General features: G+C 37.9%; 12 protein-coding genes. 5 read left to right on the forward strand and 7 right to left on the reverse strand.

The annotated features are described in order from the left end of the window. Positions 1–154 precede the first annotated feature (154 nt). The 3 genes from egtD to VB713_RS12165 form a co-directional block, all read right to left on the reverse strand. Positions 155–1,132, reverse strand: a complete 978-nt coding sequence (gene egtD / locus VB713_RS12155) for an L-histidine N(alpha)-methyltransferase (protein WP_323311811.1) — start codon at positions 1,130–1,132, stop codon at positions 155–157. A gap of 95 nt (positions 1,133–1,227) precedes the next feature. After that, the gene (gene ovoA, locus VB713_RS12160; protein ID WP_323311812.1) at positions 1,228–2,583 is read right to left on the reverse strand and encodes a 5-histidylcysteine sulfoxide synthase; all 1,356 of its coding nucleotides are present in this window, start codon (positions 2,581–2,583) and stop codon (positions 1,228–1,230) included. A gap of 535 nt (positions 2,584–3,118) precedes the next feature. Beyond that, the gene (locus VB713_RS12165) at positions 3,119–4,306 is read right to left on the reverse strand and encodes an FtsW/RodA/SpoVE family cell cycle protein (protein WP_323311813.1); all 1,188 of its coding nucleotides are present in this window, start codon (positions 4,304–4,306) and stop codon (positions 3,119–3,121) included. 170 nt (positions 4,307–4,476) lie between these two features. On the opposite strand from VB713_RS12165, the gene VB713_RS12170 reads away from it, so the two are divergent. Next, positions 4,477–6,321 (forward strand): adenylate/guanylate cyclase domain-containing protein, encoded by a 1,845-nt coding sequence (locus tag VB713_RS12170; RefSeq protein WP_323311814.1) that lies wholly within the window; start codon positions 4,477–4,479, stop codon positions 6,319–6,321. Positions 6,322–7,639: 1,318 nt separating this feature from the next. Here VB713_RS12170 and VB713_RS12175 read toward each other — a convergent pair. Beyond that, on the reverse strand, positions 7,640–8,824 hold the full coding sequence (locus tag VB713_RS12175) for an NAD(P)H-quinone oxidoreductase subunit H (protein ID WP_323311815.1): 1,185 nt from the start codon (positions 8,822–8,824) through the stop codon (positions 7,640–7,642). Positions 8,825–9,287: 463 nt separating this feature from the next. Here VB713_RS12175 and VB713_RS12180 point away from each other — a divergent pair, with 463 nt between their 5' ends. The 4 genes from VB713_RS12180 (at position 9,288) to VB713_RS12195 (ending at position 16,276) form a co-directional block, all read left to right on the forward strand. After that, positions 9,288–12,470: a type ISP restriction/modification enzyme gene (locus VB713_RS12180; RefSeq protein ID WP_323311816.1), complete on the forward strand. Its 3,183-nt coding sequence runs from the start codon at positions 9,288–9,290 to the stop codon at positions 12,468–12,470. A 16-nt stretch (positions 12,471–12,486) separates the two neighbouring features. Further along, positions 12,487–13,281 carry an Rpn family recombination-promoting nuclease/putative transposase gene (locus tag VB713_RS12185; protein ID WP_323311817.1) on the forward strand — a complete coding sequence of 265 codons (795 nt, stop codon included), beginning with the start codon at positions 12,487–12,489 and terminating at the stop codon, positions 13,279–13,281. A gap of 387 nt (positions 13,282–13,668) precedes the next feature. After that, positions 13,669–14,565, forward strand: a complete 897-nt coding sequence (rsmH, locus tag VB713_RS12190) for a 16S rRNA (cytosine(1402)-N(4))-methyltransferase RsmH (protein ID WP_323311818.1) — start codon at positions 13,669–13,671, stop codon at positions 14,563–14,565. Between the two features lie 268 nt (positions 14,566–14,833). Further along, a complete protein-coding gene (locus VB713_RS12195) occupies positions 14,834–16,276 on the forward strand; it encodes a hypothetical protein (protein WP_323311819.1) in 1,443 nt (480 codons plus the stop codon). Between the two features lie 114 nt (positions 16,277–16,390). Here the strand turns inward: VB713_RS12195 and VB713_RS12200 are convergent, their stop codons facing one another. The 3 genes from VB713_RS12200 to psb34 form a co-directional block, all read right to left on the reverse strand. Continuing rightward, entirely contained in the window at positions 16,391–18,244 is a 1,854-nt protein-coding gene (locus tag VB713_RS12200; RefSeq protein WP_323311820.1) for an ABC transporter ATP-binding protein, read from the reverse strand. A 236-nt stretch (positions 18,245–18,480) separates the two neighbouring features. Next, on the reverse strand, positions 18,481–20,637 hold the full coding sequence (locus VB713_RS12205; protein ID WP_323311821.1) for a tetratricopeptide repeat protein: 2,157 nt from the start codon (positions 20,635–20,637) through the stop codon (positions 18,481–18,483). Between the two features lie 259 nt (positions 20,638–20,896). Then, on the reverse strand, positions 20,897–21,076 hold the full coding sequence (gene psb34 / locus VB713_RS12210; RefSeq protein ID WP_323311822.1) for a photosystem II assembly protein Psb34: 180 nt from the start codon (positions 21,074–21,076) through the stop codon (positions 20,897–20,899). Between the last annotated feature and the right edge of the window lie 230 nt (positions 21,077–21,306).

A 21,306-nucleotide genomic window follows, 5' to 3' on the forward strand; every position in this document is an offset into this window, starting at 1 on the left:
TGGGTTTCGCTGTCGCTCAACCCAACCTACATTTCCTTAACCGACAAGTATTGAGTCAGAGTCCTCCTTTTTAAAGAGAATTTAGGAGGATTTAAAGTTTTTAATACATCAGCAACCACTTTTCAAAGATCCTCTAAAACGTCTCATCAATAATTCATGTAACTTGACAAAGAATCAATCCAAACCACTGTTTTTCATCTGTCCATATTTTTACAGTTTTCAGTCCTTGAATTTCAAGTTGTTTTTGCATAATTTCTAAATCAAACTTGCGAGAAATTTCTGTAAGTATGCTTTCTCCAGCTTGAAAATAAACCTTTAAATCCAAAAGTTCTAAAGATACCCAATGACTTTTTTGACAATGTAAATACATTTCAATTTGATTATCAACCTGATTATAAATTGCTTGATGTTTAAACAAACTGATATCAAAATCACCTTGAAACCGCCAATTCAAATGAGAAAGCATATTCAAATTAAAAGCAGCAGTTACTTCTTGACTATCGTTATAAGCAGCTTCTAAAATATCCTTGGGTTTTTGTAAATCAATACCCAATAAAAAATAATCTCCAATTTGTAAAGTGCGAGAAATTTGACTTAAAAAACCATCACATTCTTCTGAGTTAAAATTTCCTAGAGAACTTCCCAAGAAAAACAACATTCTTGACTGTAAATAATTAGATTCCAAATGAACTAATGCTTGTTCATAAGTTCCCAATAAACCATGAATCGCAATATCAGGATATTTTTCTTGTAACTGTAAAACACTAGTTTTGAGAATTCCCCCACTCACATCAATAGGAAGATATCTACAAGAATCAGCATTTTTTTGATAAGCATCTAACAAAGCTTGAGTTTTGGTAGAACTACCACTACCTAACTCTATCAACTCACAACAATTTGTAATTGCCGCAATTTCATCAGCATATTGATTTAAAATCCATGCTTCTGTACGAGTCGGATAATATTCAGGTAATTCACAAATTTTTTCAAATAATAGAGAACCAGGATCATCATAAAAATACTTAGGAGATAAAGTCTTTGGAGTTTGACTTAATCCCTTAATTACATCTTTTCCATCATCACTTAATTCTTGATAATGGTGATCTAAGACTGTTAAAGGTTGAGCAATCATTTTTGAAATCCTTTTAATAATTCTGAATGAAAGAAGATAAATTCATGGTTTTGATTGTTCCTAGAATGAATGAAAATTGAGCAAGTATTTAGTATTTAATCAAAACTTTCAGCAATTCTAAAACCGACGTGCTGATGAAAATAAGGACGAAACCAATTCCGATAAGATGGTAATGCCATTGAACCGTTAGTAGCCCAAGAACCACCGATCATCATTTGATGTTTACCATCAAAAAATGGTGCAGATTGGTCTTCGTAAAGGGGATGAGTTTTAAATCCTGGTAGGGGGTAAAATGTGTTTCCTAACCATTCCCAGACGTTTCCTCGTAAGTCAGAAAGACCAGATGCGCTGTTGGTTGGTTTGAACATTCCCACTGGACTGGGGGAAATAAATTGTAAGTTGAGATTATAGTTAGTTGATGAACAGCTACCTGCGGATATTAGCAAGGCTTGAGTCCATTCTGCTTCGCTCATCAAACGTATGTTTGAGCCTTTCCAGCGACAAAATGCGATCGCTTCATAGTGGTTAACTTCCACAGGCCAGTCAAGGGGTAAGTCCATTTCATCGAATATCGCTCGATAGCGGTAGCCATCTGCTGTGGGTAGCCAAAATTTAGGATGTTGGACTTGATAAAGTTGCTGCCATTGCCAAGATTCAGGATTCCAGTAATCTCGATTATTGTAACCACCTGCTTGCACAAACTCTAGAAATTCCCTGTTTGTCACCAGATATTGACTAGCTAAAAACGGTTTAACCTCTACTTCGAGATGTCCATATTCACTATCCCAACCGTAAGTTAGATCATGATCGGGTTTGCCCAATTGCACCACACCACCAGGAATTTCCCGCATTTCATTGTTAGGAATAATATCACTATTACTAAATGCATAATTCCATCCTTGGGGGCGTTTCAGGCTTTCTACCGGCAATTGACGCAGCAACATGGAAGAGGTTTCAAAGTGAATGCGGCTGTGTTCTATCCCCATTAATAAAGCCCAGAGGGGATGCTGTTGATGAATCGGCAGATGTATGGGAGTGGTTTGGATTACCTTTGTAATTTCTTCTCTAGCTTTGTCTCGATATTGCCAAACTTTTTCCACATCAGGCCAGCAAATCCCTTTTATAGCTGCATCTAACTCTGTCGGAGTTTCAGGATCAACTCCAATTTCAAATAGGGTTTCGTATTGTGGATGAATGCGATTTTCTATTAAACCAACCTGAATTAACTTGTTGATATAAAAAACGGCAGAGTGACCGAGATAAAAAATGAGACAATTTCTTAAAGGGTCAGGATTCAGATAGAAAGTTTGGGGATCAACTAAACTTTGTAGGAGTTTTTCTTCAATTTCCCAAGAATCCTCAAAGTATGTAAGTAGGGTTTGTTGACTACAATGATCGAGTCTGGGGACTTGAGCATATGTCATTCTATTAATTGTGGAAATTGTAGGCATGACATTAATTTAGGTTTGCAAAAGCGCGATAGTTTTTCTACGAGACGCTAAGAGTGATCGATTGCCGCAGGTATCGCATGATTTGATATCTGTCTCCATGTATCTCATCTTGTTGTGCTTTTGCTGATTTTTTTATAAAAACTTTAGACTTACAGCGGATTGCAGATAAATAAGGTACAGAATCTAAATTCAAAGCCAGACACCAAGCCATTTTTACTTCTGAATCCTGACTCCTGAACTCCTGACTCCTGAACTCCTGACTCCTGACTCCTGAATCCTGACTCCTAAACTCCTGACTCCTGAACTCCTGAACTCCTAAACTCCTGAACTCCTAACTCCTGACTCCTGACTCCTAAATCCTGAACTCCTGAACTCCTAAACTCCTGAACTCCTAAACTCCTGAACTCCTGAACTCCTGAACTCCTGACTCCTGACTCCTGACTCCTGACTCCTGAATCCTAAATCCTGAACTCCTGAACTCCTGAACTCCTGAACTCCTGACTCCTGACTTCTGACTCCTAAATCCTGCTGTAATCTAAAATATCCTTCTTTTACGTCCATTATCAGACTGTGTTGTTCGCAACGGCACTACTTCCGCCTCACTACTCTCTCTGGCTACTCTAATCAGCAACGCGGCAGCCACCAAACTGGCAATCATCGAATTACCACCATAACTAAACATGGGTAAAGGCAAACCAGTAGTTGGTAGCGCACCTGTAGCTACACCAATGTGCAGTAATGATTGTCCAATCAAAACCACGGTAATGCCAATTGCCACTAGTCGATGAATAGTATTTTTGGCCTTGAATGCTACAATCAGTCCCAAAGTAGCGAATATAGCTAAAAGTAATAAAAGCAACATACTACCAACAAAGCCAAATTCCTCAGCAAATATTGCAAATATAAAATCAGTGTCTTGAATTGGTAAATAAAACAGCTTTTGTTGAGAAAGTCCAAATCCAACTCCCCAAGTTTGACCGGAACCCACTGCTAACAGACTCTGCACTAATTGATAACCATCTCCTGTCGCATCAGCCCAAGGATTGAGAAAAGACATCACCCGTCTGCGTTGATATTCTTTGATACTGATACTTAATAATGCTAGTATTACTCCACCGAGAGCTGTTCCTCCTAAATATTTGTATGGTAATCCAGCAGCTAGGGCAATTAACCAAATTGTCATACCGCACAGTGCTGTTGTACTTAAATTAGGTTGGGCAAGGATTCCTAATAGTACAAGACAAAATATCCCTATCCAAGAGAGTCTAATTCCCCAACTTAATTTTTCCCAATTACCAAAAAGCCTCGCACTTTGCAGGACTAAAAAGGGTTTAATTAATTCTGATGGTTGAATGGGGATTGGTCCCACTGCTATCCATCTGGCTGCGTCAAATGCCTTTTTACCTAATCCGGGAATCAAAGTGACGAAAATTAACCCTAAAAACAGTAACAAAAACCAATGAGATACCCCCAAAATTTTCCGTAAGGGGAGATTAACAATAACGTTGAATATTATGAGTGAAACTAATACCCAAATGATTTGACGCTTAAAATAGTACATCCCGTCACCATGTCGTTCATCAGCTACGGGATAAGATGCTGAAAAGAGGACGATTAAGCCGCAAAACAACCAAATCATCGTTAACCAGCGTAATAACCGTGCCTCTATGGCCCAAGTAGCAACGGAACTATCAAAAATTGGAATTAATTGGCGTAGATTCACAGTATCTGATTTGGGTAGGAATAAATAAGTTATTTTAGGTTTTAGTCGGTTTACTCCCGTGCTACCAGAAGAATACCGATTAAATGTAGATGTGGAGGGACTTCCCGCAGGGTATCGCAAAAACGCAAAGGACGCGAAGATAGGAAAGAAGGAAGAAGATAGCTAATTTTATGCGAGATGTTCGGAAATACCTACGACATTCTTTAAATAAAAAACATTTACTGAATCCTTATACATTGACTGCTCTTGTCTCAATTGGATTATGGCAGATAGGAACTTGGACTAGTTTAGAATTACTAGGATTTAATTTATTGTTTCGCACACGCAACTATTTACCTCATCCCAGTTGGGATTCACGGATTGCCGTGATTGGGATAGATGATGCGACATTACGCCAGTATGGGCAGTTTCCATTATCACGCGATCGCTATACTCAATTATTAGAAACCCTAGAAGCCTCTCCTCCAGCCGTCATCGGCTTTGATATTCTATTCACAGATCCTACCAGTCACGATGCCACACTAGCCGAAGCAATGGCAATCAATGGTCAGGTTGTCTTAGCAATTGCCCCCAATTTACAAAAACAGACCTTGCGTCCAGTGCCAATTTTAGATCGCGTCACCAGCAAAGGCCACATTGTCAACAATGCCGATTTGGATGGAGTCACACGTCAATACTCCCTCTACATCAATCAAGTTCCCTCCCTCGGCATCATGTTGTTAAAAGGATACAACAATAGCTTGCAACAGACCTTTACAGCAGACACCAGTAAGCCGACAAAACCACAAATTATCTTACCACCCATGCAATTGGGAGTAACAGCACAATCAGTTTTAATTAACTGGTTAGGACAAACTCAGCGAGATCAAGGAATCCTAACCTATTCCTTTGCTGATGTCGTCCAGAGAAAAGTAGATACAGCCAAACTCAAAAACAAAATTATCTTAGTCGGATTAACCGCCACCGGAGCTAACGATTCCTTAAAAACTCCCTTCGATCAAATACCACCAACATCTGGTGTCTACCTACACGCGGCCTTAATTGATAATCTACTTAACAACCGACTACTACAAAGATTGCCCAGGCAATTGGAACTCTTACTATTATTCGGATTTGGACTCGGTTCTACTCTGATATTAGCCCCTTTAACATTTCCTAAACGCGCTCTTGTTATAGGGATGCTGCCTTTTGCCTGGTTCAGTTTATCAGTTTTAGCTCTCACTATCTCCAACCTCTGGTTGCCAATCGCTGCGCCCATTAGCACAATCTTCTTAGCTGCATTAACTGTGCAATGGCAAGAACAAAAAGAAAAACAACAATTAATGAGTTTATTTGCACGTCATGTTTCCCAGGAAACAGCAACATTAATTTGGCAAAACCGAGCAGATATTTTTCAAAATGGTCAATTAGAAGCTAAAGAAATGGTAGCAACGGTTTTATTTACCGACATTCGGGGTTTTACCTCAATTTCTGAAGATATGAAACCACGCGAGTTACTCGACTGGTTAAACTTATACCTGAGTGCAATGACTGAGTGCATTCAAGAGCATCATGGAGTAGTTGATAAATTCATTGGTGATGCCGTAATGGCTGTTTTTGGCATTCCCTTTCCCCACACCCGCTCAGACGAAATTCAACAAGATGCCATTGATGCTGTTTCTGCCGCCATATCTATGCAGAAAAGATTAGTACTATTAAATCAGGAATTAGAAAGTCTAGGTAAGCCTGTTATTAGTATCGGCATTGGAATTCATACAGGTCTGATAGTTGCTGGCAGCGTTGGTGGATCTCAAAGATTAAATTATTCCGTATTGGGAGATGCTGTAAATATTGCATCTCGCTTGGAACAACTCAACAAAAACACAGACTGGTATAATCCTCAAAACATCTTAATCAGTGAAACAACATTCCATCTTATCAAAAAGCATTTTCATGCCCAAAAAATAGAGCAATTAAATCTACGTGGACGGCAAAAATTAACTATGATTTATTCGATTATAGGATTAATAGATTAATTGTATCAAAACTAATTTAATTAGGTAACTATTATCAACTGCATAATACCAAAACAAATGAAAATCTAACTCTTCCTTTCCGCCTCCAGCATAGCTGTCTCCTGTCTCCATCGCACTGCTAATTCCGATAATTTTACATTGTTCACTAAAATTGTGGTAAAAAAATAAAGCTGCTTACTATAAATGCAGTAATTTCTACTCGATTAAAACGAGTTTAAAACTTCCGTGGATTCAATAACTTCTTTAGTTATCAAAACATCTATAACAATTTGGTGAGTACGTGAATAGGTATCTGATTACAGGAATAGTCACAACTGTTTTATGGGAAACTTTATCGTGCCAGGCTTGGACGCAGCCACCCTCTTGCATTGCGAAAAGCCTGCCTGAAGTTAGCAACTCTCTCAATAGTTTTCGCAAGAGAGAAGTTATTGTCATTGGCAAAATACCAGAACATCCATACGTGGTTATTGTTCCTGGCAACTCAGATAAGTTGTTAAACAGTGTCAGAAAATATGTTGCTGACGCATTTATCGCAAATCATAAGCTAGGTGCTTATGTATACGCAGGTGGCTCTTCCTATAGAGCAAAGGCAGAGTGCTTGTCTCATTTGTTGAAATCGCGAGGTTTAGATGCGCGAGTTGTCTATTTTCCCACAAAAAATTAACTGGAGAAACTTATGAAAACTTGGTGAATTAGGAGGTTCAAATCAATCGCTGGCTAGAAGTGTGCTATCCTATTATACTGCCAACGGGTGAAATTTGGACTTATGTCATACTGTTCGCGTAGCGTGGCGTAGCCATACGTAACGTAGTGCAGTGAAGTATCTCGGAGATTCTTCACTTCGTTCAGAATGACACTTTTAACCCGTTTTTAGTATAGCAAAGCACTGTATTCCCGTGGATAAACATCAGATTAATCCACTAAGTAGGGCTTGCTGATAGCGTGGCGTAAGCTATAAAAGTCTTTTCGTAAGAATTCAGGAGTCAGAAGTCAGGAGGAAGAAGAAAGAAGAATATTTTTCTCTTCTGTTCCTTGCTATACAGCGGTTTCCGCTCTTATGAGGTACATCTTAGCCCCCTCATCGCTTGCGGGGAGGGGGTTAGGGGGGATCATCGAGTGTCTAAAACACCACCCGAAACTTTTAAAACATCCTCTTAGCGACAAAGTTTAAGTAGGAATTTTTTTATCTAACACATCAATTAAAGTATTTGCATCTATTGTGTTTTGGTCTTAACCGTATAGGGACGTACTTAAGTACATCCCTATATAATAATCAATAGATTAATAGTGCATTAGTGTAGCTGACTGTAGGTATCAGTTATCTATCTACAGATCCCATGATTACGTCAATGCTACCAAGAATGACCACAATATCAGCAACCTTCATCCCACGCAACAAATGAGGAAGGATTTGCAAGTTATTGAAGTCTGCTGGGCGAATTTTCCACCGCCAGGGGAAAACATTATTATCACCTACTAAGTAAATTCCTAGTTCACCTTTGCCACTTTCTACACGGGCATAGATTTCACCTGTGGGAATCTTAAAAGAAGGTGAAACTTTCTTACCAATGAATTGATAATCAAAAGCATCCCACTCAGATTTTTTCCCGGCCATTAAGCGTTTAGCTTCTAGGTTTTCGTAGGGGCCTCCAGGTAAACCTTGAATAGCTTGTTTAATGATTTTTACCGATTCGCGCATTTCTCGCATCCTTACCATGTAACGAGCGAGACAATCGCCGGCGGTTTCCCACTGAATATCCCAATCGAAGTCATCATAACATTCGTAGTGATCAACTTTCCGCAAATCCCACTTCACCCCAGAACCACGTAACATGGGGCCAGAAAGTCCCCAGTTAATGGCTTCTTCGCGGGTAATTGTGCCAATACCTTCGATACGACGGCGGAAAATGGGGTTATTGGTAACTAAGCGTTCGTACTCATCGACTTTGGGGATGAAATACTCGCAGAAGTCTAAACACTTGTCTACCCAACCATAGGGTAAATCAGCAGCTACACCACCAACGCGGAAATAGTTGTTATTTACCATGCGATAACCTGTGGCGGCTTCCCACAAATCATAAATCATTTCCCGTTCCCGGAATTGATAGAAGAAGGGAGTTTGTGCGCCAACATCAGCCAGGAAGGGGCCAAACCATAGCAAGTGGTTAGCAATCCGGTTTAGTTCCAGCATAATCACGCGAATGTAGCTGGCGCGTTTGGGAACTGCGACACCCGCTAATTTTTCAGGTGCGTTAACTGTCACCGCTTCGTTGAACATCCCCGCAGCGTAGTCCCAACGGCTGACGTAGGGGACATACATAATGTTTGAGCGGTTTTCGGCAATTTTCTCCATTCCTCGGTGTAGGTAGCCAATGACTGGTTCACAGTCAACGACATCCTCGCCATCCAGTGTCATAATTAGCCGCAGAACTCCGTGCATTGAGGGATGATGAGGCCCCATATTTAGCACCATTGGTTCAGTGCGGGTTTCGATTCTACTCATAGATTTGCTGTTCTCCCGTTATGGACGTGAATTAAACCGCCAAGATGCTAACCAGACAAGATTTGTAATATCTACCAAAATTCAGCTTGTAGAGATAATTTCTGTGTTGTCCCTACAGGGTTATGTTGGAGAGAGGATAGCAGGGTCGGACTTGTACTTGATGTTTTATCGTGTTGTACTTCTTAGATTATTATAGGGAGCTTGCGATTCATGGGATTGAGACTCTAGATTTTTTTTCATGTGTCTGAGGGGGTAGGAGCCGATACAAATATTTGATGAGTAGTATTGGCTAAACTCTATTTGTATCAATAGGTTGGTGATTTTGCTGATTTTTTCCTGGTAGCACGATAGATTTAATTTATAATTATCCAAGTAAAATTCTATGGTTAATTTTTTATCTCACGCAAAGGCGCAAAGGCGCAAAGTAAGAGAAGCAGAGTTTTTTCAAGGGTGTGATTAAGTTATGAATTATTTGCAAGTTTATTTTCAGGAAGTTAATCAAGTTTATCAAGGTCAAAATGCTACTGAACATAGTTATCGTCCTGCTTTGAAGAAGTTAATGGAGTCTTTAGATTCTGGTATTCAAGCTATTAATGAACCGAAAAGAATTGCTTGTGGTGCGCCGGATTTTTTGGTAAGGAATGGCATTTTAGAAGTTGGGCATATAGAAGCTAAGGATATTGGTGTTTCTCTTAAAAAGGTGGAAAAAACTCCACAAATGGGGCGTTATTTTCAGGCTTTGGGTAATTTAATTTTAACTGATTATTTAGAATTTCGTTGGTATGTCCAAGGAGATTTAAGATTGTCTGCTTCTTTAGGGACAATTGATAAAAACAAAAAAATCAAAGTTGATAAGGAAGGAATAGAATCAGTTGACCAACTTTTACGGCAATTTTTATTGGCTAAAGTTCCCCAAGTTACCACACCAAAGGATTTAGCTAAACGCATGGCTAGTTTGGCACAATTGATGAGAGATGCAATTAAAACGGCTTTAAATGATGTAGATAATGGGGGAATGTTACGTCAGCAGTTAGAGTCATTTCAAAGAGTATTAATTAAAGATTTGACAGTTGAACAGTTTGCGGATATGTACGCCCAAACTATTTGTTATGGGTTATTTGCAGCGCGGTGTAATACTGATAATCCTCATACTTTTTCACGGGAAACAGCAGCTTTTAAATTACCGAAAACCAACCCATTTTTAAGAAGTATTTTTGGACAAATAGCTGGTCCTGATTTAGATGATAGAATTAGTTGGGCTGTGGATAATTTAGCAACTCTTCTGCAACAAACGGAAATGGCAGAAATTCTCAAGGATTTTGGTAAACGTACCCGCAGAGAAGATCCAGTTGTCCATTTTTATGAAACGTTTTTGGCAGAATATGACCCAAAAATGCGGGAGTCACGAGGGGTATATTATACTCCTGAACCTGTGGTTTCTTATATAGTTAAAAGTGTCGATTATATTCTTAAAAATAAGTTTAATATTAGTAAGGGTTTAGCAGATTCTAAAAAGATTAAAATTCCCAATCCCAAGGGTGAGGGAACTATAGAAACTCACCAAGTTTTGATTCTCGATCCTGCGGTGGGTACAGGAACTTTTATGCACAATGTGATTGATTATATTTATGATGGTTTTAAATCTCAAAAGGGGATGTGGTCAAGTTATGTGAGTCAGCATTTATTACCCCGTTTATTTGGGTTTGAGTTGTTGATGGCTCCCTATACTGTAGCACACATGAAGTTAGGGTTACAGTTGCAAGAGTTGGGTTATGATTTTAGTTCTGAGGAACGGTTAAGGATTTATTTAACTAATACATTGCAAGAAGCATTTCAAATTCCTCCTGCTGATGGTTTTATGAACAGGATTCGAGATGAAGCTGAAGCAGCAAAAGATGTAAAACAAGATGTTCCTATCATGGTGGTTTTAGGAAATCCTCCTTATTCGGCGGTTTCAGAAAATACTGATCCTTGGATTGTGAAATTAATAAGAGATTATTACCAAGTTGATGGTAAACCACTCAAAGAATACAATTCACAAGGTTTATTAGATGATTATGTAAAGTTTATTCGCTTTGCTCAACATCGAGTTTCGGAAACGGGTTATGGTATTGTGGCTTTAATTACGAATCATGGTTATTTAGATAATCCGACTTTTCGAGGTATGCGTCAAAGTTTGATGCATACTTTTGATGAGATTTATATTTTAGATTTACATGGTAGTAGCAAGAAAAAAGAAGTTTGTCCTGATGGTTCACCGGATCAAAATGTGTTTGATATTCAGCAAGGTGTAGCAATCAGTATTTTTATTAAATATGAAAATAGTCAGCAAAAATTAGCAAAGGTTTATCATGCTGATTTATGGGGTGTGAGAGAGGTTTATGAAAATAAAGAGTTGGTTGGGGGTAAATATCATTGGTTAGCTGAGAATGATATTAGTTTAACAAACTGGAAACAATTAGAGCCACTTTCGCCATTTTATTTATTCAAGTTTCAAAATACAAAGTTTTTGCCAGAATATGATCAATGCTGGAAAATAACTGAAGTTTTACCTATCAATCTAACTGGAGTTAAAACAAATCGAGATAAATTATTAGTCGATATTGATTATTCAAATTTAATAAAAAGAATAGATGATTTAGCTCAAAATAAATATTCAAATGAAGAAATTAATGAAAAATATCAATTGAGTAATGATGATTATTGGAATACAAGTCGAGAGAGAGCAAAAATTAGATCAGTTAACTGGAAAGATAATATTATTCCCTATCTTTATCGAACATTTGATAAAAGATGGCTTTTTTATCAAGTAAATCTGATTCAAATTAAACGTGGTGGCGCAGGATATAGTGTCATGCGTCACATGATTAATAACGAAAATTTGGGGTTAGGTGTAGGTCGTCAGGGACTTGCTGTAAATGATCCATTATGGTCTTTAATTATTGCATTTGAAAATGTAATTGACACTAATATTTTTAGAAGAGGTGGCGTGAATAGTTTTCCTCTTTATATCTATCCTGAAACTCAAGTAGAAAGGGATATGGGGATGACTCGTCGTCCTAATTTATCCCCAGAATGTATGACAGAATTTTCCCAAAAACTAGGCTTAGAATTTATTTTTGATGGAAAAGGAGATAAAACTAAAACCTTTGGTCCAGAGGATATTTTAAATTATATTTATGCTGTATTTCATTCTCCTAACTACCGTCAACGCTACGCTGAATTTTTAAAGATTGATTTCCCTCGTGTTCCTTTAACTTCCAATGCTGCACTTTTTTGGGAGTTAGTTATCAAAGGTGATAATTTAGTTAAATATCATTTAATGAAAGAAACAGGAACAGAACTTTCTACTTACCCTATCCCTGGTTCTAATATTGTCGAACAAGTCAAATACAATGAAAATTATCAACAAGTTTGGATAAATTCTGAACAATATTTTGATCAAGTTCCGCAACAAATATGGAATTTTTACATTGGTGGTTATCAAGTTTGTCAAAAATGGCTGAAAGATAGAAAAGGGAGACAATTAAATTTTGATGATATTAGTCATTATCAAAATATAATTTCCATCATATCGGAGACTATTAAGATTATGGGAGATGTTGATAAAATAATTGAAAAATATGGCGGTTTTCCGTTAGAATAATAGTCAACAACAAGATATGAAGACAGACACGATATTTTACACATTACTCCAAAATCTCCCCAGTGTGTTATTTGAATTGCTAGAACAGTCCCCAGAACTGGCCTTGCACTACGAATTTTCTTATGTGGAAATCAAAGAATTAGCCCGTCGGCTAGATGGCTTATTTTTACCCAAACCAGAGTACCCACAAGACCCGATTTATTTTGTGGAAGTACAATTTCAGCACGATGATAATTTATACTGGCGATTAATTACAGAAGCAGTTCTTTACTTAAACCAAAATAAACCTCAAAGAACATGGCAAGCTGTAGTATTGTGGGCAAATCGGGATCTTGATCCTGGTATACCCTTAGCATATCAAACTTTACTAACTGCTGGACTAATTCATGTCGTTTACTTAAATGAAATAACCGATACATCATCTTCAATTGGTTTAGGAATTATTAAATTAGTAGTTTCCCCTGAAGATGAAGCTATCCAACAAGCAAAAACTTTGATTAATCTGGTAGAAAAAGCAGATGCGGCCAAGAGTCGAAATCTTTTAGAATTAGTAGAAAGAATGCTGGTTTACAAATTTTCATCCTATAGCCGTCAGGAGTTAGAAGCAATGTTTGGATTAACAGAATGGCAAAAAACTCGATTTTATCAAGAAATTGAGGAACACACGAAGGTAAAAGTAGAGTTAGAAACAAAGTTAGAAACTATTCCTAAACTGTTAAATGAGGGACTAACTGTAGAACAAATTGCTCGGATATTTGAGTTAAATATCGAAGTGGTAAAACAAGCAATCAAACAGCAAAATAATAAATAGACATTGGATGAATAAATACAGGATTGATACACCTTTAACAGCTTTCTCATGGAAGTTTCATAACTAAAGACGGTGCTTTACGTTATCACTAAGAGTAAGCCAAAAAATAAATGATCCTGTCTTGTCATGCTGAGTGCAGCAAAGCGGAACGTTCGCGTTAGCGTGCCGGAGGCTCTAGCATCTCGGAGGATTCTTCACTACACTTCGTTTCGTTCAGAATGACAAATTATACCTTTTCCAACTTTTCAAACACCCTCTTAGAAAAAATAGAGAACATCTACTTAATCCTGATGAACAAGCAGAATTAGCTGGTTTATTAGAATTAGAAAAAATATTCCGTTTTATCAATGCTAAACTCGCTTCTTAATTTTTATTATCAATAAATTAATGATAAAATCAAATTTACAAACATCCTTAGATTTAGAAGAACCTGCCTTCTCTCATATTCCCGTTCTTAGTCACGAAGTAATTACAGGTTTAGCAATTCAACCTGGTGGAAATTATTTAGATTTAACCGTTGGTGGTGGTGGTCATAGTCGCTTAATATTAGAAACTGCTGAAGATGTGAAAGTTACCGCAGTTGACCAAGATGAGGATGCTTTAAATGCTGCAAAAGCTAATTTAGCTGAGTTTGGAGAAAGAGTTAATTTTATTCATAGCAATTTTGCTAATTATCAATTTCCTGCAAATACATATCATGGAATTTTAGCTGATTTGGGTGTGAGTTCCTATCATTTGGATAATCCAGAACGGGGTTTTAGTTTTAGAAATTCTGCAAATCTGGATATGCGAATGAACCAGCAAGAGTCGCTTACTGCTGGGGATATTATTAATGAATGGGATGAAAAGGAATTAGCGGATATTTTCTTTCAGTATGGAGAGGAGAGACTTTCTCGACGTATTGCGAGAAGAATTGTAGAGAAACGCCCATTTCAGACTACTACAGAATTGGCTGATGCGATCGCATATTCTGTCCCCTCTAAATACCGTCATGGCAGAATCCACCCCGCTACCCGCGTTTTCCAAGCTTTGCGAATTGCGGTTAATGATGAGTTAAAGGTGCTGGAAACTTTAATCGCAAAAGCACCATTAGCGCTGGTTCCCGGTGGCAGAATTGTCATTATTAGCTTTCACAGCTTGGAAGATAGGTTAGTCAAGCATGGGTTAAGGAATTCGCCCACATTAAAGGTATTGACAAAAAAGCCAATTATTGCTGGTGAAGAAGAAATTTCTCAAAATGTGCGATCGCGCTCCGCTAAATTAAGAGTAGCAGAAAAAAATTAGATCCTCCCTTCCCGGCTGAAGAATTAATGATTAAATGAACCGCAAATACGCGCAAAGTTTAAGTAGTCGTGCAAAATAAATTGCACATTTTGGGAAGGGAACGGGGAACAGAACAAGATTCCAGGGATTTCTATGTTTCGGGAAAATGTATAATTAATTTTGCCGAGGCACTTATAAAGCCTGGTTACATTTACTGGTATAATATGACAACAACCCTTATTCACTAACTTGATGTGGGTACAGCAGAACCTTGATATCTTTTTAGCACATGAACCCAGTCAAATTATCACCTGTTAATACACGTAATGATCAGAGTTTAGTGTGTCCAAATCTGTTATCTCATTGGAAAATAATTTCTGTACCTGAATCTGAGCAAGGGGTAAGCGGTTTTTCACCAATACTTTTACAAGGAATTAAAACCAGACAACGGTTTCCATTTTCATTAACGGAAGGTTACGCTCTCAAGCTGTTTAATGGAAAATTGACAGTCCGACAAGTACAGGAAAAGTGTCAACAGCAATTTGGGAAAGAAATTCATTCTGATTTTGTGATCAAGCTATTAGAAAAATTGGTGGCTTTGGGAGTTTTAGGAATTCACAAAACCGAGAATAAAAGAACTTATATACTGCGAGAACATTCCATAAAACCTAACCGTTGGCCTCTACTTAAATCCGCAGTGCAGTGGATATGGAACCCAAATGGTTATTGGCTCTTGCGTATGGAACACCCACATAGTTTAGCCTATCTTCAAATTAGCCCTTATCAAAAAAATCTCCTTTTACAGCTAGGTAAACTACCACCAAAAACCATCGCTGCTAAATACCAGGTTAACATCGAAGATATACAATTTCTGTTAAAAAAATTAGCAGGAAAAGGAATGCTAAAGGATGTTAAACCAGTTCAGTCTAAAAGAAGTTGGAAATTCAAAAAATTACTATTTAATAAAAACACTTGGTTTGACCTGCAAAGTGATAAAATTAATTTTATTTTTACACAAAAATTTAGTTTATTGATTTGCATATTGCTGGCTTTTGTTGTAGCAATTAGTGTGAAGAATAAAGTAGATAAAAAACTAGTTCCTGTTACTTATATAGATAGTGAGGAAAACTTATCCAAAAAAATAAACTCTAATTCTGATCAGAATTTATCTCAAGATATTATCCCTGCTAAAAAAGCTCAAAAAGCTGGTGTAATTATTGATGGTACGATTAAAATTGATTTTGCTAAACAAATTCTTGAAAAAGTTAAACAAGGTACTCTTCGTCAAGAAGTTGCTACTTTTTTAATTGCTATATCAGCTACTGAATCCAGTGGTGGTAATTGGCAAGAACACCGTCCAAATAGTAAGTTTTATGGTGCTTTCCAAATTTCTAGAGATAGATTTGACCCTAATATTTCTGATGAGGAAATTTTGGGAAATCCAGATATGCAAATTGAAGTAGCTCAGAAATTGTATGATGAAAAAGTGGTAATTCTCGCTGATCAAAATAATTTGTTAAATAGAAAAACTCTACCTGAGCAACAACCTCTAATTGAACATTTATTAGGCAAAAGCGAACTTTATCAAATAGCTTATGCTTGGATAACTTTAGATGGAATAGATGGTCACGGTGTTTATAGTCAAGACTTCGCTAGTGCAGCGGAACAATCTGCGGAAATTATTCGCAATCATCAATATATTAGGGCTTATCTTTACACTGATGTTAAATGATCAGGAATCAGGAGTCATATCATGTCTGCCTAATCACTTGCGATATAAATTGTTTGTGCAGAAATTCAAGAATTCTCTTTCCCCCCTGCACCCTGCACCCCTCCTAACTCCTAACTACTTCCTTCTCATTCTCTCTGGACTACCTGTGGGAATTGCTGCAATTAACTTCTGTGTGTATTCTTCTTTTGGTTCACGGTAGAGACTTTCTGCTGTACCTGATTCGACAATTTTTCCTTGATTCATCACTAAAATGCGATCGCTCATAAATTTCACCACACTTAAATCATGGGAAATAAAAATATACGTCAAGTTAAAATCATGCTGCAATTCTTTTAACAAATTTAATACCTGGGCTTGTACCGACACATCTAACGCCGAAACCGACTCATCACAGATAATAAACTTAGGATTTAAAGCCAAAGATCGGGCAATACAAACCCGTTGACGTTGACCACCAGAAAATTGATGCGGATAGCGTTTCATGTCATCTGCACCCAATCCCACCCGTTCTAACAGTTCCACAGCCCTTTCCCGTCGCTGCGACTTAGACTTACCCACAGAATGAATCAACAACGGTTCCATCACCGCTTCACCAACCTTCATTCGAGGATTAAGAGAACTAAACGGGTTTTGGAAAACTATTTGCATTTCCCGTCGCAATTTTTGCAACGGTTCTCCTTTGAGTTCAGTTATATTTTGTCCATCAAAAATAATTTTACCGCTCATCGGTTCGATTAATCTCAGCAAACTTCTACCCAAAGTAGTTTTACCACAACCAGATTCTCCCACCAATCCCAGAGTTTCGCCTGGATAAACATCAAAAGAAACGGCATTCACAGCCATATTGTAAGGTTTTGTTCTACCAAGTACCCCCCGCACTGGGAAGCCAACATTCAGGTTGCGAATTTTTAAAAGAGGTTCTTGGGCGCACAAATTAGCTAATCTGATATTAATCTCTTCGCTGCTGATATCTGGTGGTTGTGCTGGTTCTTGGGGATAAATGACCACCTGTCCAAATTCATCCTCCTTTGCACTCATATAGTCAGAAACAGTCAGCAGTTTTTGGGGACGATGGTTAAGGGAGGGACGACAGGCTACAAGCCCCTTTGTATAAGGATGTTGGGGATTAGTAAAAATTTGTTCTGCCGCACCGGATTCGACAATTTTACCTTTATACATCACCGCTACTTGGTCAGTGATTTCCGAAATTAACCCCAAATCATGGCTGATAAAAATCATCGCCATATTGCGACTTTGTTGTAATTCTTGCAGCAACTCCAGAATTGTCGCCTGTACCGTCACATCTAAAGCTGTAGTTGGTTCATCAGCAATTAACAATGATGGGTTACAAGAAATTGCCATTGCAATCATTACCCGTTGCAGTTGACCACCAGACAACTGATGGGGATAGCGTTCCAGCATCGCTGCTTTTTGTTCTTTCACCAACTGCGCTAATTGGAAGCTATCGGGTGGAGATGACTGACTATCGAGACACTGCTGCTGGATTGTTTCATCACTAGGTAAAAGTTTAACTTCTTGCAGACCTGCGATCGCAATTCTCTTCGCCTCAGCTGCACTCACATTTTGATGACGCATAATTGCTTCTGTCATCTGAAACCCAATATCATAAACCGGATTGAGTGAACTCATCGGTTCTTGAAAAATCATCGCAATGTCACCACCCCGGTACAGCTGCATCTCTTTAGCAGGTAAAGCCAATAAATCCAGAGGTTGGGCATTTTCCTGGGGACGAAACCAGATTTCTCCCCCACCAACCCTACCGGGATACTGCAACAAACCCATCACAGCCAAAGCTGTAACTGATTTCCCACTTCCAGACTCTCCCACTATTCCTAGAGTCTCACCGCGATGCAAATCAAAGCTGATACCATCCACAGCCTTAACTTTACTGCCATCACCAGCAAATTCAACTTGTAGATTGCGAACCTCTAGGATAGTTTCTTTCATAGGTCTGGGGTAGTGATTAAACAGGGAACAGGGAACAGAAGACTTTTTCAGCCTTTGAAAACCCCTTGCGGTAATTTTACCGATTGTGACACCTTTAGCCAATAACTACCAATCAACTTGGGGACTTCCCAGAATAAGATTACCTATCTTCCTTCTTCTTTCTTCCTTCGCGTCCTTCGCTTCTTCGCGGTTCATTTAATCCATATTCTGTTGGTTCTAAAAGAGTATCAGTTCTTTTATAACTTAGGTAAAATTTCAGGAATTAAATTACCCGGAACCTTAGATAAAGCCAGATTTTGTCCTTGGATACCTAATTGATCATGGAAAGTGCGAATTATTTTCACTATGTGAGTAAAAGTCGTTTGATAAGCTTCTGTGTTTTTAGTCAAGGCACTTAATGCTTGGGCATGATTTTCTAAAGATGCTTCTAAATGCTGAGAAAGTATTTTTTTGTCACCATTAAAAGACGGATCTGTAACTAATTGATAATGAGCTAATCCCAAATTATTTTGTGTTGCTAATAAATCAAAACTTAAATTTTTACGATCTACAGAATCTGATATACTCAGAGTTTCTTCATAAGTCTTGACGCATAATTTCAAAAAACTTTGGCGAATGTCTTTAGTGACCTGTGGGAGATTTGCTATATGCCAATAGGCAGTACCAAGATTATTGCGAGTAGCGGCACAAGCATTAGGAACATTAGCAGGAGTACGATATTTCAGAGCTTCACGGTATAAATCAACTGCTAATTGTAAGTTATCCAATGGTTGTTCATATTGAGATAAATTCCAATAAGCAGTGCCGATATTATTTTGAATCATGCCATACTTGAGCGGCTCATCGGTAGGCTTGTAGTACACCAGTGCTAGATTATAAGCTGCGATCGCTTTTTTGAGATGTTCCACCGGTTGACTATGTTGTCCCAAATGCCAGTAAGCAGTCCCCAAATTATTCTGACAAGCAGCATATTTAATAGGATCAATTTCCTCTGTTCGGTAGAGAAGTGCTTCACCATAAGCTGTAACCGCTTGTTGCCAATTTTCCACAGGGTGAGAAAATCGCGCTAAATCACCGTAAGCTGTCGCTAAATTATTCTGCACACGAGCATAAATATCTGGTTGGCTATCAGGTGTAATTAGTTTGATTGCCAGCTGATAAAATTCTATTCCCTGTTCTATATAAGTTTTTCCTTCCTCACTATTACCAGGTGTGCGGTGCAGCATCCAGTAAAGCGTACCCAAATCATTTAAAGTATCTGGCAGTTGCGGTGAATTATCGTCATAACTAACAGCTTCCTGATAGGCAATAATTGCCACCATTAAATTTTCTAGACTTGACTTTCCTTGCTCAATGCGAAGGCGATATAAGTTTCCTAAATTATGATAAGCTACTGCTATTTTTTCACCAGCAGCTTCCTGGATTTGTAATTTTTCAATTTCCCAGAGAAGTTGCTGAGGTTGTAAATTTTCATCTGCATCTTCAGGAATATCCGTATTTAGTGTTTCTTTAACTAACGATATTAATTCATCGTTAATATGCAAAAAAGATGAGAGTTTAGGAATATCAATCTTTTCTGTTGATATACCATACAATGTCTGTTCTGTATTTTTAGATTTCTCTTCTAAAAAATCATCGTCTTCAGTAAAATTAAACTCTTGAATAAGATTTTCTGTCAATTCTTCTGAAGCAATTGATTCATCAATAATTGATTTTTCTAGATTTCCTAAATCTACACTTCTCAAACTGGAGAAATTTTCTGAATAACCCCGATTATCTATTGTTGGTGTCGGTTCTCCAGTAAAGATAAACACACCAGTTCGACCATGCCAAAACTTAGGTGCTGATTGCTGAATAGCAGATAACCAAGGACGCGGAACCCAAAACAACAAGCTAGATTCTAAAAACGGACTGGATTCTTGGGTAGAAAAATATTGTTCGCTTAATCGGAGATAATGTAAAAATAACCTTTGTACCGCTACTGATTGTTTAGTGAGCAATTCCACACCGACAATCTGAAATGCCGGTATTGGTAAGGGACGACCAGGTGTGTCTTTTGATTCTCCCACAATCGGTGGCGGATAATTAGCTAACCATTGATTTATCTGCGCGATGGGATTAGGATCATTTAAATTCAACCGCAATGTAACTAACCGTGGATAAGCCGGAGTACTGATTCCCCTTGTCTCTGTTGGCTGATATAGCACTTGCCCCACGGGATAAGCCAAGGTAGAATGTAACCGAGTAGCTACTTGATTTCTTAAGTGTAAGTCATCACATACGGCAAAAAATATCTGTCGTCGTAAACCAATACTCAGGGCAAATTTTAGGCGTTGATATACTTGCCGATTCCAAGCAAAAATGTCTGTAGGTAAAGTTTCATTCACGCTCATAGTGGCTACAACAGCCGAAATACAGTATACATTCTCAAGTCAGTCAAATAAACATAACTGAAAAATCTTATATTCTGATTTTCAAGTAAATGTTTTTCTGTTCAGGATAAATCGACTTTTATAAACTTGACGGATTAATAAGTGTCTAATTATACTTAATTATTCTTTTTGATTTTAGCAAACAATTAGAAAATCAGGCTCCTCCTGAGATTGGAACCTGATTTTTTGAAAGATTAAATTTTATTAAAATATTTTGAGATTAACCAACGTTAGAAACAGAGAAGGCGACAAAAATCACACCACCAACCAAAAGCGCAGCAGCAAGTCCTAAAACAATATAGTTGCGCTGTTGAGTGGGTGTAGGAGGTTCTGCTTGATAAACTTTAGGTTCACGGGCAAAATTGTTGAGTAGACCGCCTTCTTCGTTTGTATAGGGCATGAAGTAATTCCTTGCTATCTTTTTTATTGTATATTAACTATATTATAGTTTATTTTCACAAAAAAATATAAATCTTTACATTTAGTCAGGATGAATTTACATGGGGCTTGTGGAATACAGCTATAATCCATCTAAAATGAGGGTTTTAATATGCTAGATTAATTCTGATCCAAAACTTAACGGGTGACAAGGGGGTTGAAGATGAGATGTGGCAATAATTTGAGAAAATA

Origin of the sequence: Anabaena cylindrica UHCC 0172, from assembly GCF_034931625.1 — a bacterium.
GTDB lineage: Bacteria > Cyanobacteriota > Cyanobacteriia > Cyanobacteriales > Nostocaceae > Anabaena > Anabaena cylindrica_A.

Coding starts and splice junctions, on each gene's coding strand:
- egtD (WP_323311811.1), bottom strand. CDS start 1,132: ATGATTGCTCAACCTTTAACAGTCTTAGATCACCATTATCAAGAATTA.
- ovoA (WP_323311812.1), bottom strand. CDS start 2,583: ATGCCTACAATTTCCACAATTAATAGAATGACATATGCTCAAGTCCCC.
- VB713_RS12170 (WP_323311814.1), top strand. CDS start 4,477: ATGCGAGATGTTCGGAAATACCTACGACATTCTTTAAATAAAAAACAT.
- VB713_RS12175 (WP_323311815.1), bottom strand. CDS start 8,824: ATGAGTAGAATCGAAACCCGCACTGAACCAATGGTGCTAAATATGGGG.
- VB713_RS12180 (WP_323311816.1), top strand. CDS start 9,288: ATGAATTATTTGCAAGTTTATTTTCAGGAAGTTAATCAAGTTTATCAA.
- VB713_RS12185 (WP_323311817.1), top strand. CDS start 12,487: ATGAAGACAGACACGATATTTTACACATTACTCCAAAATCTCCCCAGT.
- rsmH (WP_323311818.1), top strand. CDS start 13,669: ATGATAAAATCAAATTTACAAACATCCTTAGATTTAGAAGAACCTGCC.
- VB713_RS12195 (WP_323311819.1), top strand. CDS start 14,834: ATGAACCCAGTCAAATTATCACCTGTTAATACACGTAATGATCAGAGT.
- VB713_RS12200 (WP_323311820.1), bottom strand. CDS start 18,244: ATGAAAGAAACTATCCTAGAGGTTCGCAATCTACAAGTTGAATTTGCT.
- VB713_RS12205 (WP_323311821.1), bottom strand. CDS start 20,637: ATGAGCGTGAATGAAACTTTACCTACAGACATTTTTGCTTGGAATCGG.
- psb34 (WP_323311822.1), bottom strand. CDS start 21,076: ATGCCCTATACAAACGAAGAAGGCGGTCTACTCAACAATTTTGCCCGT.